Below are 14,959 nucleotides of genomic sequence, written 5' to 3' on the forward strand. Positions count from 1 at the left end.
TGGGGGTGTGGGTCGGGGCCGCTCCGGAGCGTCTCCTCGGCTCGCGCACTGAGCCCCGGCTACGCATGTGCGGCCCGGGTTGCGCGCTCGTCCTGCGGGGACTCTCCTGCGCGACCCCGCCCCACGCCCCGGCTTCGGAAGCGGAAGCCGTGGTGGAGGGGAGTGGGGACGCGCAGGGTTGTCCCCGCAGGACGAGCGCGCAACCGGCCCGATGAGCTGTGATCAGGCTCAGTGCGCGAGCCGAGGAGACAACCCGGAGCGGCCCCGCGGACCGACCCCACCGACCAGGCCGCCTGCCCGCCAGGGGCGCAGCCAGGGCCAAATCCAGCCCCGCCGGCGATTGAGGCGCGGGGCCTGGGGCAGAGCCCCAGCAACGGCGCCGCACCCGGCGAGCCGCCCGCAGGGCAGGGGGACGGCTCAGCTGGCGGGAGGCCCGACCCCGGCGGAGCCCAGGCCCGATCGCCCGGCCCCCCGCAGGGGTCCGGCATGATCGGGGGACCCCACCCCCCGAGGAGAGCCCGTGACGCGTATGGCCGGCGACAGCCGGGCCTCCGCCAATGCCGCCGCCGTGCTGCGCACGGTGCTGGAGCACGGGCCCGTCGCGCGGAGCGGTATCGCGGGGCTGTGCGGGCTGAGCCCCGCCGCCGTGTCCCGGCAGGCCACCGGCCTGCTCCGCGCCGGGCTGCTGCGCGAGCTGCCCGGGCCCGCGGCAGGCGTGGGGCGGCCGCGGATCCCGCTCGACCTGCACACCGGGGCCGTCGGCGGGCCGGTCGCCGCCGGGCTGCACATCGGGGTACCCGCCTCCACCTTCAGCCTCGTCGACCTGCGCGGCCGCCTCCTGGCCCGCCGGGCCTTCCCGCACCGGGACCCCCGTTCCCCCGGCCTCACCCGCGAGATCGCCGTGCAACTGGGCGGCTTCCTACGCGAGTTCGACACCGGTCGGCCTCTTCTCGGCGTCGGCGCCGCCCTCGGCGGCTGGGTCCGCCCCGCCGACGGGACCGTCGTTCGGCACGAGCCGCTCGGCTGGCGGGACCGGCCCCTCGCCGCCGAGCTCGCGCGGGCGCTGGACCTGCCGGTGTCCGTGGACAACCATGCCCGCGCCGTCGCGCACGCCGAGATCCTCTTCGGCCGCCCGGAGGCCCGCCACAGCCTCGTCCACCTCTTCATCGGCAATGTCGTCGACGCCGCCTTCGGCATCGAGGGCACCGTGCACCAGGGCCCCGGCGCCGCCGCCGGCGACGTCGCGCACCTTCCGGTGCCCGGATCGGAAGTGCCGTGCGCGTGCGGCCGTACGGGCTGCCTCCAGGCGACCGCCTCGGACACCGCCCTCGGCGCCGAGGCCGTGCGCCGCGGCATCGTCCCCGAACCGTCCGTCCCGCTGCTCGTGGACGCGGCCGCCACCGGCGACTCACGCGCCGACCGGCTGCTGCGCGAGCGCGCCCGCGCCGTCGGCCGGGCCGCCGCCCTGCTCCTCGACGTCTTCAACCCGGCCGTCATGGTGGTCACCGAGCTGTCGAGCGTGCTGCACGACGGGTACCTCGACGAGATCCGCGAGGCGGCCGCCGCCCTCTCCCGCGTCCACCGCGATCCGGGGCGGGTCGTGAGCCCGTACGCCGGGCCCGCCGTACTCCCGGGGGCGGCGGCGACCGTACTGCTCCATCCGCTCTTCCGTGACCCCTCCCATCTCAATTGAGAGGGGGAGATCACATCCGGTGGTTATGGTCGTTCCCAGGGCACCCCCCTAGCATTCGAGCCATGACGGTCCTGCCTGACGACGGGCTCTCCTTGGCCGCCGAGTTCCCTGACGCGACGCATGAGCAGTGGCAGCGCCTGGTTGAAGGCGTGCTGCGAAAGTCGGGCAAGGAAGTATCCGGCGAGGCAGCGGAAGACGCCCTGTCCACGACGCTCGAGGACGGGCTCACCACCCGTCCGCTGTACACCGCGCCCGAGACGGCGGCCGACACCGGTTTCCCGGGGTTCGCCCCCTTCGTCCGCGGAGGCAGGGCCGAGGGCAATGCTGCTGACGGCTGGGACGTACGCCAGCGTCACCTGGGCGGCGATCCCGTACGGGTGAACGAGGCGGTCCTCGCCGACCTGGAGAACGGCGTCACCTCCCTCTGGCTCACGCTGGGCCGCGACGGCATCCCGCTCGACGGGCTCGCCCGCGCCCTGGACGGGGTCTACCTCGACCTCGCCCCGGTGTCCCTGGACGCCGGCGCCGAATACGCCGAGGCCGCCCGCGCCCTGCTGCGCCTGTACGCCGAGCGCGAGGTGGCCCCCGCGGCCGCCCGTGGCTGCCTCGGCGCCGACCCGCTGGGCCACGAGGCCCGTACCGGCGAGGCCCTCGGCCTGGCCGACGCCCTCGAACTGGCCCGGACGGCCGCCGCCGAGTACCCGGGGATCCGCGCCCTGGCCGTGGACGCGCTGCCCTACCACGAGGCCGGCGGTTCGGCGGCCGAGGAGCTGGGCCTGTCCCTGGCCACCGGCGTCGCCTACCTGCGGGCCCTCACCGGGGCCGGGCTGAGCACCGAAGCGGCGCTGGGCCAGCTGGAGTTCCGCTACGCCGCCACCGCCGACCAGTTCCTCACCATCGCCAAACTGCGCGCCGCCCGCCGCCTGTGGGCCCGCGTCGCCGAGGCCTGCGGCGCCCCCGAGGCCGGCGCCCAGCGCCAGCACGCGGTGACCTCGCCGGTGATGATGACCCGCCGGGACCCGTGGGTGAACATGCTGCGCACCACCGTGGCCTGCATGGCCGCGGGGGTGGCGGGCGCGGACTCGGTCACCGTCCTGACCTTCGACCACGAACTGGGCCTGCCCGACGCCTTCGCGCGCCGGATCGCCCGCAACACCTCCACCATCCTGGTGGAGGAGTCGCACCTGGCCCGCGTGATCGACCCGGCCGGCGGCTCGTACTACGTCGAGCGCCTCACCGACGAACTCGCCCACGCCGCCTGGGAGTTCTTCCAGACCGTGGAGAAGGCGGGCGGCCAGGCCGCCGCCCTGCGCTCCGGGCTGGTCGCCGACCACCTCGCCGCCACCTGGGCCGCGCGCTCGAAGAAGATCGCCAAGCGCCGCGAACCCATCACCGGGGTGAGCGAGTTCCCGCTTCTCTCGGAGAAGCCGGTCGTACGCGAGCCCGCGCCCGCGGGACCCACCGGCGGACTGCCCCGCGTCCGGCGCGACGAGGCCTACGAGGCGCTGCGCGCCCGCAGCGACGCGCACCTGGCGGCGACCGGGGCCCGGCCGAGGATCTTCCTCGCCGCGCTGGGCCCGGCGGCCGCGCACACCGCGCGGGCCACCTTCGCCTCGAACCTGTTCCAGGCGGGCGGCGTCGAGGCTGTGCACGACCCGGTGTCCGTGGACCCGGCGACGGCCGCCGCGGCCTACACGGCGAGCGGCGCCGACGGGATGGCCGTGCTGTGCTCCAGTGACGCCCTGTACGAGGAGCAGGCCGAAGCGGTGGCCGAGGCCCTGCGTGCGGCGGGCGCCACGACCGTGTTCCTCGCCGGCAGGCCCGGCACCGCCCCGACCGCCGTGGACGAGTACGTCTTCGCCGGCTGCGACGCGGTCGCCGTGCTGTCCTCCGTTCTCGACCGGATGGGAGTCGCGTCTTGAGCGGCACCGCAATCCCCGACTTCTCCGAACTCCCGCTCGGCGGCCCCGGCGCCACCGGGTCCGAGGACCAGTGGCGCACGGCGGTGAAGGAGTCCACCGGGACCGCCACCGGCGACCTGCTGTGGGAGACCCCCGAGGGCATCGGCGTGAAGCCGCTGTACACCGGGCGGGACCTGGAGGGCCTGGACTTCCTGGCGACGTACCCGGGCGTGGCCCCGTACCTGCGCGGCCCGTACCCGACGATGTACGTCAACCAGCCCTGGACGATCCGGCAGTACGCGGGCTTCTCCACGGCCGAGGAGTCGAACGCCTTCTACCGGCGCAATCTGGCCTCCGGCCAGAAGGGCCTGTCGGTGGCCTTCGACCTGCCGACGCACCGCGGCTACGACAGCGACCACCCGCGCGTCACCGGCGACGTCGGCATGGCGGGCGTGGCCATCGACTCGATCTACGACATGCGGCAGCTGTTCGACGGGATCCCGCTGGACAAGATGTCGGTGTCGATGACGATGAACGGCGCGGTGCTGCCGGTCCTCGCGCTGTACATCGTGGCGGCGGAGGAGCAGGGCGTCTCCCCCGACAAGCTCGCCGGGACCATCCAGAACGACATCCTCAAAGAGTTCATGGTCCGCAACACCTACATCTACCCGCCGAAGCCCTCGATGCGGATCATCTCGGACATCTTCTCCTTCACCTCGCAGAAGATGCCCCGGTACAACTCGATCTCCATCTCCGGCTACCACATCCAGGAGGCCGGGGCCACGGCCGACCTGGAGCTGGCCTACACCCTCGCGGACGGCGTGGAGTACCTGCGCGCGGGGCAGGCCGTCGGGCTGAACGTGGACGCGTTCGCGCCGCGGCTGTCGTTCTTCTGGGCGATCGGCATGAACTTCTTCATGGAGGTCGCGAAGCTGCGCGCGGCCCGCCTGCTGTGGGCGCGCCTGGTCAAGCAGTTCGACCCGAAGAACGCCAAGTCGCTTTCCCTGCGCACCCATTCGCAGACCTCGGGCTGGTCGCTGACGGCGCAGGACGTCTTCAACAACGTGACGCGCACCTGCATCGAGGCGATGGCCGCGACCCAGGGGCACACCCAGTCGCTGCACACCAACGCCCTCGACGAGGCGCTGGCCCTGCCGACGGACTTCTCGGCGCGCATCGCCCGCAACACCCAGCTGCTGCTCCAGCAGGAGTCGGGGACCTGCCGGTCGATCGACCCGTGGGGCGGCAGCGCGTACGTGGAGAAGCTCACCTACGATCTCGCCCGGCGCGCCTGGCAGCACATCGAGGAGGTCGAGGCGGCCGGCGGCATGGCGCAGGCCATCGACGCGGGCATCCCGAAGCTGCGCGTGGAGGAGGCCGCGGCCCGTACGCAGGCGCGGATCGACTCCGGTCGGCAGCCGGTGATCGGCGTGAACAAGTACCGCGTGGAGAACGACGAGCAGATCGACGTGCTCAAGGTCGACAACTCCTCGGTGCGCAGCCAGCAGATCGCCAAGCTGCGCAGGCTCCGCGAGGAGCGCGACGAGGCCGTCACGCAGGACACCCTGCGGGCGCTGACGAACGCGGCGGAGCGCGGCGAGGGCAACCTGCTCGCCCTGGCGGTGGACGCGGCGCGGGCGAAGGCGACCGTCGGTGAGATCTCGGACGCACTGGAGAAGGTGTACGGGCGGCACGCGAGCCAGATCCGTACGATCTCGGGTGTGTACCGCAACGAAGCAGGCGAGTCCCCCTCCGTGGAGCGGACCCGCGCGCTGGTCGACCGCTTCGAGGAGGCGGAGGGCCGCCGTCCGCGCATTCTGGTGGCCAAGATGGGCCAGGACGGGCACGACCGCGGCCAGAAGGTGATCGCGACGGCCTTCGCCGACCTGGGCTTCGACGTGGACGTCGGCCCGCTGTTCCAGACCCCGGCGGAGGTGGCCCGCCAGGCCGTCGAGGCGGACGTCCACGTGGTGGGCGTCTCGTCGCTGGCGGCCGGTCACCTGACCCTCGTACCGGCGCTGCGCGAGCAGCTGGCGGAGGAGGGCCGCGAGGACATCATGATCGTCGTGGGCGGGGTGATCCCGCCGCAGGACGTGCCGACGCTGCTGGAGATGGGCGCGACGGCGGTGTTCCCGCCCGGAACGGTCATCCCGGACGCGGCCCACGACCTGGTGACGCGGCTGGCCGCGGATCTGGGCCACGAGCTGTAGGCGGCCGACAGCATGCCCCCGAAGATCGACATCGACCTGTACGTCAAGGGCGTGCTCGACGGGAAGCGCGCGCACATCGCGCGCGCCATCACCCTCGTCGAGTCCACCCGGGCCGACCACCGGACGCTGGCCCAGCGGCTGTTGACGCAGCTGCTGCCGCATGCGGGGCAGGCCCGCCGGATCGGCATCAGCGGGGTGCCGGGGGTCGGGAAGTCCACCTTCATCGACGCGTTCGGCACGATGCTGACCGGGCTGGGCCACCGGGTCGCGGTGCTCGCGGTCGACCCGTCGTCGAAGCGCACGGGCGGCTCCATCCTCGGTGACAAGACGCGGATGGAGCGACTCGCCGTGGACCCCGCGGCGTTCGTCCGCCCTTCCCCCTCGGCGGGGACGCTGGGCGGGGTCGCGAAGGCCACCCGGGAGTCGATGATCGTCATGGAGGCGGCGGGCTACGACGTGGTCCTCGTCGAGACGGTCGGCGTGGGCCAGTCCGAGACCACCGTCGCGGGCATGGTCGACTCCTTCCTCCTGCTCTCCCTGGCCCGTACGGGCGACCAGCTCCAGGGCATCAAGAAGGGCGTCCTGGAACTGGCCGACGTGCTGGCCGTGAACAAGGCGGACGGCCCGCACGAGCGGGACGCGAAGGCTGCGGCCCGGGAGCTGTCGGGCGCGCTGCGCCTGATGCACCCCGCCGACGCGGCCTGGACCCCGCCGGTCCTGACGTGCAGCGCCCGCGAGTCGGCCGGGCTGGACGAGGTGTGGAACCGGCTGGAGCAGCACCGCACCCTGCTGGACTCGGGCGGCCGGCTGGCGGCGAAGCGGGCGGCCCAGCAGGTGGAGTGGACCTGGTCGATGGTCCGCGACGAACTCCTGGAACGCCTGCGCGCGAACCCGGCGGTACGGGACCTCGCACCGGCCCTGGAATCAGCCGTCCGCGCAGGCAGCACCACGGCCACCTCGGCGGCGGACCAGATCCTGGCGGCCTTCTCGGCCGGTCATCCCAGGAACTGAGCGACCGTGGCGGTGAAGGCCTCCGGGTCGTCCCGCCACGGGAAGTGCCCGGCGCGCCGCTGGACGACCAGCTCGGCGTCCTGGAAGAGCTCCGCGTACCGGGCCACGACCTCCGGCATGGCGCCCAGGTCGGCCTTGCCCGCGAGCAGCAGGACGGGGCGGTCGAACCGGTCGAGCGCGGCCCGGGTGGCGGCCGGGTCGTAGGCCCCCTCGGCGCCGTAGCCGGCCGCGGCCGCGGTGTTCCGCGAGGCGTCCTCGGCCGCCTTGCGGGCCTGCGCGTCGGCGTCCCAACGACCGTGCGAGAACGGCTCGATCGCGTTCCAGTTCTCCGGGGTCATCTGCCCGGCCAGGATGGCTTCGAGGGCGGCGAAGGCCCCGGCGAACCACGGCTCGTGCGAGCGCCGCCGCGCGCCCAGAAGCCGCATCTCGGCGGTGACCTCGATGCCGACGGCGAAGACGCTCGGGGTGATCAGGGCCATCCGGCCGACCCGCTGGGGGTGGCGGGCGGCGTACAGCGCGGCGAGGTTCGCGCCGGCCGAGTGCGCCAGCAGGTCGACCGTGTCGAGGCCGAGGTGCTCGCGCAGGGCCTCCACGTCCTCGACGAGCCGGTCGCACCGGTAGGACTCCGGGTCCTGCGGTACGTCCGAACTCCCGGTCCCCCGCAGGTCGAGCCGTACGAGCCGGCGGTGCGCGGAGAGTCCGCCCAGCTCGTCCAGGTAGGCGGAGTCCAGCATGGGACCGCCGGGGAGGCAGATCAGCGGGGCGCCCTCGCCGAAGACGCGGTAGGCGAGCTCGGTGCCGTCGGGCGCGGCGAAAGTGTGGTGCATGGCGCGGATGCTGTCAGCGGTGCGCCGCTTCGGCAACCGGATTATCCGACGCGGACATGCCACCTGATCCAGTGCTGCGACCGGAAAGGTTCACCGGGTCGCGCCGCCCGGCAAACCCTTCCGGACACCCCCTAGGCCGGGGCCATGACCGAGCCCGCCGTGGACAGCGCGTGGCGCAGCAGGCGGGTCTGTTCGGCCGGGTCCTCGGCGCCGAGGAGGGCGGAGAGTACGGCGATCCGCGCCTGACCGGCCCGCAGCGTCCCCATCGGCACGGCCCCGGCGGCGACCAGGTCCACCGCCCCGCCGTGCGTGTAGATCTCGGTGACCGGCCCGGCCATCACCCGGGTGGTCAGCGCGACCAGCACCCCGCGCGCGACGGCAGCCCGGACCGCTTCCACGATCTCCGGAGTCGCGTTGCCCGCACCGGTCCCGACCAGGACGATGCCCTGCGCCCCGGCCTCGACGGCCGCGTTCAGCAGCACCGGGTCGCCGTCGGCGTGGTGCATGACCATGTCCACGCGCGGCGGAACCTCCGGCATGGCCGGCAGCGGGAGCGCCGTGGACCGCTGCGGTGCCCGCAGCATGGTGACCTTGCCGTAGCCGATCTTCCCCAGCAGTTCCTTCGAGGGGTCGGCGAACGCGTCCAGCGCCACGGCCTCGGTCTTCACCGTGCCCCGTGCGGCGTGCACCCGGCCGGCGAAGGCGATCAGCACGCCGAGCCCGCGCGTGTTCGCGGCGGTGAGCAGCGCGTCGTACAGGTTCCCCGGTCCGTCGCCGTCGGCCGTGCCCATGGGCCGCTGCGAGCCGGTGAAGACCACGGACCGCGGGTCGTGGTGGTGCAGGTCGACGAGGAAGGCGCTCTCTTCGAGGGTGTCGGTGCCGTGCGTGACGACGATGCCGTCCACGCCGGGGTCGGCGAGCACCTCGTGCACGGTGCGCAGCAGGGTGAGCTGGTGGGCGGTGGTGAGCCGGGGGCTGTTCACGCTGAACAGGTCGACCAGCTCGACGGTGACCCCCTCGGGCACCGGCGCGGTGGCCACGACCTCCTGGCCGTCGGCTTCCGCGGCGAAACCGGAACCCTGCCAGCGGCTGGCTATCGTCCCGCCGGTGCTGATCACGACGATCCGTCCCATGGCCGAGGCCGCCCTTCTGTCGTACGCGAGTGAGATCTCGTACAGATGTGCTGAAAGCAGCAATGATAGGGAGATCTACGCGCAACGCGATTGCCTGTTTCGCCCGTCCCGCCCCCCGGAGAAGTGGATAATTGCGCCATGGATGCGATCGACCGAGATATCTTGCGCGAGCTCCAGGCGGACGGCCGCCTCAGCAACCAGGAGCTGGCCCAGCGCGTGGGCCTGACCCCCTCCCCCTGCATGCGCCGGGTGCGCCAGCTGGAGCAGGACGGGGTGATCCAGGGGTACCGCGCGGTGATCTCCCCCGAGGCGGTGGGCCGGGGTTTCGAGGTGCTGGTCTCGGTCGAGGTACGCCGGGACCGGGAGGCGGTCGAGGCCTTCGAGGCGGCCCTGCAGGACATCCCCGACGTCATCGAGGCCTACCGCCTCTTCGGCAGCCCCGGCTGCATGCTGCGGATCGCGGTCGCGGACCTGCGCGCGTACGAACGCCTCTGGATCGAGCAGCTCACCGCCCTCTCGGGGGTCACCGAGGTCAACTCACAGATCATCATGAAGCGCATCAAGGAGCCGACCGGCCTGCCCGTCGGGCGCTGACACACCGGCGCCCGCCACCGTGAGGACTGGGCGCGGAACGGTGCGCGCGTGGCCGGGGCGCTTCCACTCCCTGGGGTAGCCGACCGACACCTCCTCGAAGCGGACCCCGTCGTGCCAGGTGGTCCGGGGGATGTGGAGGTGCCCGTAGACGACCACGGCCGTGTTGAAGCGCAGGTGCCAGTCGGCCGTGCGCTCCGTACCGCACCACTGGGCGAACTCCGGCAGGCGCAGGATGTCCAGGGGTGCCCGGACCAGCGGGTAGTGGTTGACCAGCACCAGCGGGACCTCGGAGTCGCAGGCGGCGAGGCGCTCCTCGGTGTAGGCCACCCGCGCGTGGCACCACTCCTCGCGGCTGGCGTACGGGTCGGGGTGCAGGTAGAACTCGTCGGTGCACACCACCCCCGCGGCCCGGGCCTGGGCGAGGGACTCCTCCTTGTTCGCGGCCGTGGGCGTCCGGAAGGTGTAGTCGTACAGGAGGAAGAGCGGCGCGATCCGCACCGGGCCACCCGCCCCCTCCCACACGGCGTACGGGTCCTCGGGGGTGAGGACGCCCAGGTCGCGGCAGACCTCGACCAGGTGCTCGTAGCGGCCCACCCCGCGCAGTCCGGCCGGGTCCTTCTTCGGGGTCCACAGCTCGTGGTTGCCCGGGGCCCAGATCACCCGCGCGAACCGGTCCCGCAGCGTCCGCAGGGTCCAGGCGATCTGTTCGGTCCGCTCCCCCACGTCGCCGGCCACGATGAGCCAGTCGCCGTCCGACTCCGGCCGGAGCCCTTCGACGATCGTCCTGTTCTCCGCGTGGGCCACGTGCAGGTCGCTGACGGCGAGCAGTTGCGGCCGGCGGGGTCGGTCCGGCCGGTGGCCCGTGTTGATCTCGTTCATGACGGCACGGTGCCATCCGCCGTCCCCGCGCACACCCGGAACCGGCGGATCGGGCCCGAAATGGACCAGGGCCGTCAGCGACCCGTATGAACCGGTCCCGTCCGCGTCAAAGTCCCGTCAGGGGGCGGCCGTAGGGGCGGGGAGGCGGGCATAGGTTCGGTGTCGCGCCCTGGACCGCCTCCCCGCGCCCGGGGCGAACACCTGCCGTTCGTGGATCCTCAAGGAGGGCCCCATGTGCATGTACGCCTACGAGAACGACCCCGAACCCGAGGAACGGGACCCGGCCGGACCCCTCTGCGTGCCGGTCCGGCCGGGAAGTGCGGGGGTGGTGGTACGCATGTTCCGCACCCCGCTGGGCACTCGCACCGCCGTCGGTTTCACCGGGCCGGACGCACTGACCGCCGCCCTCGGGGCCGGGCAGCCCTGGATCCGGCTCTCCGAGGCCGCGCTGCGCGCCCTGGCCGAACCGCTCGGCGTCACCCTGCTGACGGTCGATCCGACCCTCACCGCTCCCGCCGTCGCCGCTCCCGCCGCCACCCCGGCGACCCCGACCCCGACGCCGACGCCGACGCCGTCCAGCCCGGCCACGACGGCCGCCCGCCGGGCGACCGCGACCCGGACCGCCTGATGGGAGACCAGCCGATGACCACAGCCGTCCTCCACGAGAGCGGGGCCGGGGCCGGAGCGGGAAGCGGAACCGGGGCTGAGGCCCCGACCGGCGAGTGGTCGATATGGCCCGCGTCCACGACACGGCTCGCGCACGGCGCCGTCGCGGTCGGCGGAGTGCCCCTCACCGAGGTGGCCGACCGGTTCGACACCCCCGCCTACGTCCTGGACGAGGGCGAGGTCCGTTCACGCTGCCGGAGCTACCGGGCCGCCTTCCCCGAGGCGGACGTGCTCTACGCGGCCAAGGCCTTCCTGTCCCGCGCGATGGTGCGCTGGGTCCAGGAGGAGGGGCTGGGCCTGGACGTGTGTTCCGCGGGCGAGCTGGAACTCGCCGTCACCGCCGGCTTCCCGCCCGGGCAGATCGTGCTGCACGGCAACGCGAAGTCGCCCCGCGACATCGAGGCGGCCCTGCGGCTGGGCGTAGGCCGGATCGTCATCGACAGCGCGTCCGAGATCGCCCGGATCGCGGCCGCCCTCGGCCCCCGGGAGCGCCAGAAGGTCATGCTCCGCGTGGTGCCCGGGATCTCCGCCGGCGGCCACGACAAGATCCGCACCGGTACGGACGGCCAGAAGTTCGGGCTGTCCCTCACCGACGGGGGCGCGCAGCACGCCGTCGCCCGGATCCTCGGCCAGCCGCAGCTCGAACTGACCGGCCTGCACTGCCACATAGGCTCGCAGATCACCGAGGTGAAGCCGTACCTGGTGGCCCTGCGCCGCATGGTGGGGCTGATGGCCCGGATCCGCGACGCCCACGGCGTCGTCCTGCCCGAGCTGGACATGGGCGGCGGCCACGGCATCGGCTACCGGCCCGGCGAGCCGACCCTGGACCTCACCGCCCTCGCCCGGCGGATGCGCGCCGAGCTCCGAGACAGCTGCGCCGCCGCCGGGCTGGCGGTGCCCCGGCTCGCCGTCGAGCCCGGACGGGCCGTCGCCGGGCCGGCCGGGGTCGCCGTGTACCGGGTGCTCGCCGTCAAGCACACCGGCGGATGCGTCTTCGTGGCCGTCGACGGCGGCATGAGCGACAACCCGCGGCCCGCGCTGTACGGGGTGCGCTACGCGCCCCGCCTCATCGGGCGCCGGTCGACGGCAGCGCCCCGTACGACCACGGTCGTCGGCCGGCACTGCGAGGCGGGCGACATCCTGGCGGCCGATGTGGAACTGCCCGGCGACGTCCACCCCGGCGACCTGCTGGCCGTACCGGTGTCCGGGGCCTACCAGTTGTCCATGGCCTCGGGCTACAACCTGGTCGGGCGCCCCGCGGTCGTCGCGGTCCACGAGGGCAGGGCCCGGCTCCTCGTCCGCCGCGAAACCCTGGAGGACTTCCGCAACCGCGACATCGGCGGCTAGCCGCCGCCCGGGCCCCCCGGTCCGTGGGGGAACAAGCCGGTCCGGGGACCTGGCCGTCGGCGAGTCGGACGAGCTGCCGGTGTACTGGCAGGGCACCCGCCCGTACCGGGTGCCGCTGCCCACCGGATGGACCCGGGGCAGCGTACGCAGCGTCAACTCCAAGGGCCTGATGGCGGGGACGCTCACCCGCGACGACCGGAAGTACGTGCTGTTCACGTACGAGAAGGGCGCGCGGGCGGTGCGGATCCTGACCGCGCCCGCGGACCCGGCCGGCGGCACCGGCGGGATCGCCGTCAACGACGCGGGCCGGGTGGCCTGGGTGACCGGCACCGTCGCGAAGGAGTGGCAGGGCGGCAGGCTGGTCCGCGAACTCCCGCTGCCCGTCGGCGCGCAGGGCGGAACCCGGATCGACAAGATCTCGGGGATCAACAAGCGGGGCGACATCGTCGGCTCGGCGTACCGGTGGAAGGAGCAGGACGGCCGGCCGAACATCCTGTACCAGTCGTACCCGGTGGTCTGGCCGGCCGGCAGCGGTCCGGCGTACGCGCTGCCGGGCGTCGACGAGAACAACCCGGCCCGCGAGACGCACCCGGCCGGAATCGACGACCGCGGCGTCGTGGCCGCCGCGGAGATCTCGTCCTGGCACGGCAGCCTCGACGCCGTCGGCTACGTCTGGCAGACCCCGTACACCGCGCCGGCCACCGCCCTGCCCGGGCTCGCCGGCCAGGAGGAACTGGAGCTCGCGGACCTCAGCCCGACCACCAACCGCCTGGTCGGCACGGCGATGACCTTCCTTGACGGCGGCTACGCCAAGCCCTCCCAGGCCACCTACCAGACCGGACGCGGCCCGGTGAAGGTCCTCCCGGTCCCCGACCCCGCATCCGACGCCCGCGCCACCGCCGTCGCGGACGACGACCGCGTAGCCGGCCAGATCAACGGCGCCGCGGTCATCTGGACCTGCGCAGACCAACAGGCCACCCTCCCGGAGAACTGACCCCCGCCACCGGCTCCCGGTCAGGTTCTCAGTGTGCGATCACGCTGTCGTAGAGCTCCCGGAAGGCCCGGGAGATGTCCACGAAGCACACGGTGGTGAGCTCTTCTCGGGTGGGTGTGCTGGAACTCCCGTGCAGTTCGTCCAGGCGCAGATCGCGAAGGTCACGGGCCTTGCGGCACAGTTCGCGGGCGAAGCGGCCGTTGCCCAACTGGTCGATGTGGCTCTCGTCCACGGCCTGCCTGAAGTACGTTTCGAGCGCGGTGGCCGCGTCCTCGTCGAGGCGGTCGCTCTGCGCTTCCAGAAGGCTGAGCGCGATCCGCACCAGCTCGTCGGCGGAGTACGACGGGAAGTCCACGCGTGTGGTGAACCGGGACGCCAGCCCGGGATTGGTCGCGAGCAGTTCGGTCATCTCGTCCGGATAGCCGGCCAGGATGACGACGAGGCGGTCCCGGTCGTCCTCGGCGCGCTTGAGCAGGACTTGGAGTGCTTCCTTACCGAAGGCGTCGCCGCCGGAGTATCCGCTGTTGGACAGGGAGTAGGCCTCGTCGATGAACAGGACACCGTCGAGGGCGGAGTCGATCAGCTTGCTGGTCTTCGCGGCGGTGTGGCCGAGGTGTTGACCGACCAGGTCGACCCGTTGCGCTTCGATGACCTGGCCCTTTTCGAGGAGCCCGAGCCCGGCGAACACGTTGCCGATCACGCGTGCGACGGTGGTCTTTCCGGTGCCTGGCGGGCCGGCGAACACGAAGTGCTGCGGGGAGGAGGTCGAGGGGATTCCCTGCTCCCTGCGTACGGTAGCCATCCTCAACTGCGCGATGAGCGTGCGGAGCTGGCGCTTGACCGGCTCCAGTCCGATCATGCCGTCCAGCAGCGCCATGGCTTCCCTCAGCCGTTCCTCCCGGTTCAGGGTCTCCGTGGTGGGTGCCGCGTCATTCGCGGTAGCGGCCGTGGGTGGTGTCCGCGGGACCGGAGGCACCGTGGCCTGGACCGTGACGGCCTGGGCCCGATCGGCGACATCGGCGAGGTTGGGGAAACAGCGGAAGGCGTACTGGAAGTGACGCAGGGCCTCGTCATGGCGCCCCAGTCCCTCGTACGCAAGACCCCGTACGTAGGCGACTTCCCCGTCGTACCTCCCCTCCTTCTCCAGCGCCTGCGGGAGCGGGGCGAGGGCATTGAGCGCCTCGTGGAACACGTGCTGTTCGACGAGCGCCCTGGCCACGTACAACTGGGACTCGTCACGAAGGAAGGCGTCGGTGATGCTCCGTGAGAAGTGAAGGACGAGGGACCAGTCCCCCTTCAAGAAGGCATACCGCGTGGACGCGAACCGGGTCTCGTCGCAGTCCAGGTACGCATCCTCGAGTGACCGCCACGCTTCGTCCAGCCGCCGTTCGTTCAGGAGCTTCGACAGAGTCGCGAGCCAGAGGTCACGCGCGTTCTCAAGACGGAAGGACACGTAGACGCCGAGGTCGAAGCGGGACTCGAACGCCATGCGGTGCTTGCTGCGCAGGGCGCCGAAGGATCGGTAGTGCCGTGACATCGCGTCAACTGCCTCTGGCTGGCGCTGTCCTGTGGCATGCAGACCCAACCAGGCGTCGGCGGCGGACGGATCGTACTGGACGGCCTGTTCGAAGCGATGCGCGGCCAGGTCCTTCCGGCCTTGCCGCAGAAACCCGACGCCCTCGGTCCAGGCACTCTCGCACCTTC

12 protein-coding genes are annotated in these 14,959 nt (G+C 72.8%); 8 read left to right on the forward strand and 4 right to left on the reverse strand.

The genetic code is table 11. The features are described from left to right. Positions 1–529: 529 nt before the first annotated feature. The 4 genes from OG447_RS29230 (at position 530) to meaB (ending at position 6,815) form a co-directional block, all read left to right on the forward strand. On the forward strand, positions 530–1,693 hold the full coding sequence (locus OG447_RS29230; RefSeq protein ID WP_266940965.1) for an ROK family transcriptional regulator: 1,164 nt from the start codon (positions 530–532) through the stop codon (positions 1,691–1,693). 62 nt (positions 1,694–1,755) lie between these two features. Further along, positions 1,756–3,615: a methylmalonyl-CoA mutase family protein gene (locus OG447_RS29235; protein ID WP_266940439.1), complete on the forward strand. Its 1,860-nt coding sequence runs from the start codon at positions 1,756–1,758 to the stop codon at positions 3,613–3,615. Then, the gene (gene scpA, locus OG447_RS29240) at positions 3,612–5,804 is read left to right on the forward strand and encodes a methylmalonyl-CoA mutase (RefSeq protein WP_266940440.1); all 2,193 of its coding nucleotides are present in this window, start codon (positions 3,612–3,614) and stop codon (positions 5,802–5,804) included. Before OG447_RS29235 ends, scpA begins: the two co-directional genes overlap by 4 nt. A gap of 12 nt (positions 5,805–5,816) precedes the next feature. Beyond that, the gene (meaB, locus tag OG447_RS29245; RefSeq protein WP_266940441.1) at positions 5,817–6,815 is read left to right on the forward strand and encodes a methylmalonyl Co-A mutase-associated GTPase MeaB; all 999 of its coding nucleotides are present in this window, start codon (positions 5,817–5,819) and stop codon (positions 6,813–6,815) included. Here the strand turns inward: meaB and OG447_RS29250 are convergent. Together OG447_RS29250 and OG447_RS29255 are read right to left on the reverse strand one after the other, a co-directional pair. Then, a complete protein-coding gene (locus tag OG447_RS29250; RefSeq protein ID WP_266940442.1) occupies positions 6,800–7,642 on the reverse strand; it encodes an alpha/beta fold hydrolase in 843 nt (280 codons plus the stop codon). The genes meaB and OG447_RS29250 overlap by 16 nt on opposite strands. Before the next feature lie 131 nt (positions 7,643–7,773). Then, the gene (locus OG447_RS29255) at positions 7,774–8,775 is read right to left on the reverse strand and encodes an asparaginase (protein ID WP_266940443.1); all 1,002 of its coding nucleotides are present in this window, start codon (positions 8,773–8,775) and stop codon (positions 7,774–7,776) included. Positions 8,776–8,913: 138 nt separating this feature from the next. Between OG447_RS29255 and OG447_RS29260 the strand changes: the two genes are divergently transcribed. Continuing rightward, positions 8,914–9,369, forward strand: coding sequence for an Lrp/AsnC family transcriptional regulator (locus OG447_RS29260; RefSeq protein WP_266940444.1), 456 nt, complete (start codon positions 8,914–8,916; stop codon positions 9,367–9,369). Here the strand turns inward: OG447_RS29260 and OG447_RS29265 are convergent. Further along, entirely contained in the window at positions 9,313–10,248 is a 936-nt protein-coding gene (locus tag OG447_RS29265) for a metallophosphoesterase (protein WP_266940445.1), read from the reverse strand. The two genes, OG447_RS29260 and OG447_RS29265, sit on opposite strands and share 57 nt — an antisense overlap. Positions 10,249–10,480: 232 nt before the next feature. Between OG447_RS29265 and OG447_RS29270 the strand changes: the two genes are divergently transcribed. The 3 genes from OG447_RS29270 to OG447_RS29280 all read left to right on the forward strand — a co-directional run bounded on the left by OG447_RS29270 (position 10,481) and on the right by OG447_RS29280 (position 13,255). Beyond that, positions 10,481–10,876, forward strand: a complete 396-nt coding sequence (locus OG447_RS29270; RefSeq protein ID WP_266940446.1) for an SAV_915 family protein — start codon at positions 10,481–10,483, stop codon at positions 10,874–10,876. Between the two features lie 14 nt (positions 10,877–10,890). Then, positions 10,891–12,261: a diaminopimelate decarboxylase gene (lysA, locus tag OG447_RS29275; protein ID WP_266940447.1), complete on the forward strand. Its 1,371-nt coding sequence runs from the start codon at positions 10,891–10,893 to the stop codon at positions 12,259–12,261. Positions 12,262–12,340: 79 nt separating this feature from the next. After that, on the forward strand, positions 12,341–13,255 hold the full coding sequence (locus OG447_RS29280; RefSeq protein ID WP_266940448.1) for a hypothetical protein: 915 nt from the start codon (positions 12,341–12,343) through the stop codon (positions 13,253–13,255). A gap of 28 nt (positions 13,256–13,283) precedes the next feature. Here the strand turns inward: OG447_RS29280 and OG447_RS29285 are convergent, their stop codons facing one another. Then, entirely contained in the window at positions 13,284–14,921 is a 1,638-nt protein-coding gene (locus tag OG447_RS29285) for an AAA family ATPase (protein ID WP_323181891.1), read from the reverse strand. Between the last annotated feature and the right edge of the window lie 38 nt (positions 14,922–14,959).

The sequence above is a fragment of the Streptomyces sp. NBC_01408 genome, from assembly GCF_026340255.1.
Taxonomy (GTDB): domain Bacteria; phylum Actinomycetota; class Actinomycetes; order Streptomycetales; family Streptomycetaceae; genus Streptomyces.

Bases quoted from the DNA above. Each gene is read 5' to 3' on its own strand.
- OG447_RS29255 (WP_266940443.1), bottom strand. From the start codon at position 8,775: ATGGGACGGATCGTCGTGATCAGCACCGGCGGGACGATAGCCAGCCGC.
- OG447_RS29260 (WP_266940444.1), top strand. From the start codon at position 8,914: ATGGATGCGATCGACCGAGATATCTTGCGCGAGCTCCAGGCGGACGGC.
- meaB (WP_266940441.1), top strand. From the start codon at position 5,817: ATGCCCCCGAAGATCGACATCGACCTGTACGTCAAGGGCGTGCTCGAC.
- OG447_RS29250 (WP_266940442.1), bottom strand. From the start codon at position 7,642: ATGCACCACACTTTCGCCGCGCCCGACGGCACCGAGCTCGCCTACCGC.
- OG447_RS29265 (WP_266940445.1), bottom strand. From the start codon at position 10,248: ATGAACGAGATCAACACGGGCCACCGGCCGGACCGACCCCGCCGGCCG.
- OG447_RS29235 (WP_266940439.1), top strand. From the start codon at position 1,756: ATGACGGTCCTGCCTGACGACGGGCTCTCCTTGGCCGCCGAGTTCCCT.
- OG447_RS29270 (WP_266940446.1), top strand. From the start codon at position 10,481: ATGTGCATGTACGCCTACGAGAACGACCCCGAACCCGAGGAACGGGAC.
- lysA (WP_266940447.1), top strand. From the start codon at position 10,891: ATGACCACAGCCGTCCTCCACGAGAGCGGGGCCGGGGCCGGAGCGGGA.
- OG447_RS29230 (WP_266940965.1), top strand. From the start codon at position 530: ATGGCCGGCGACAGCCGGGCCTCCGCCAATGCCGCCGCCGTGCTGCGC.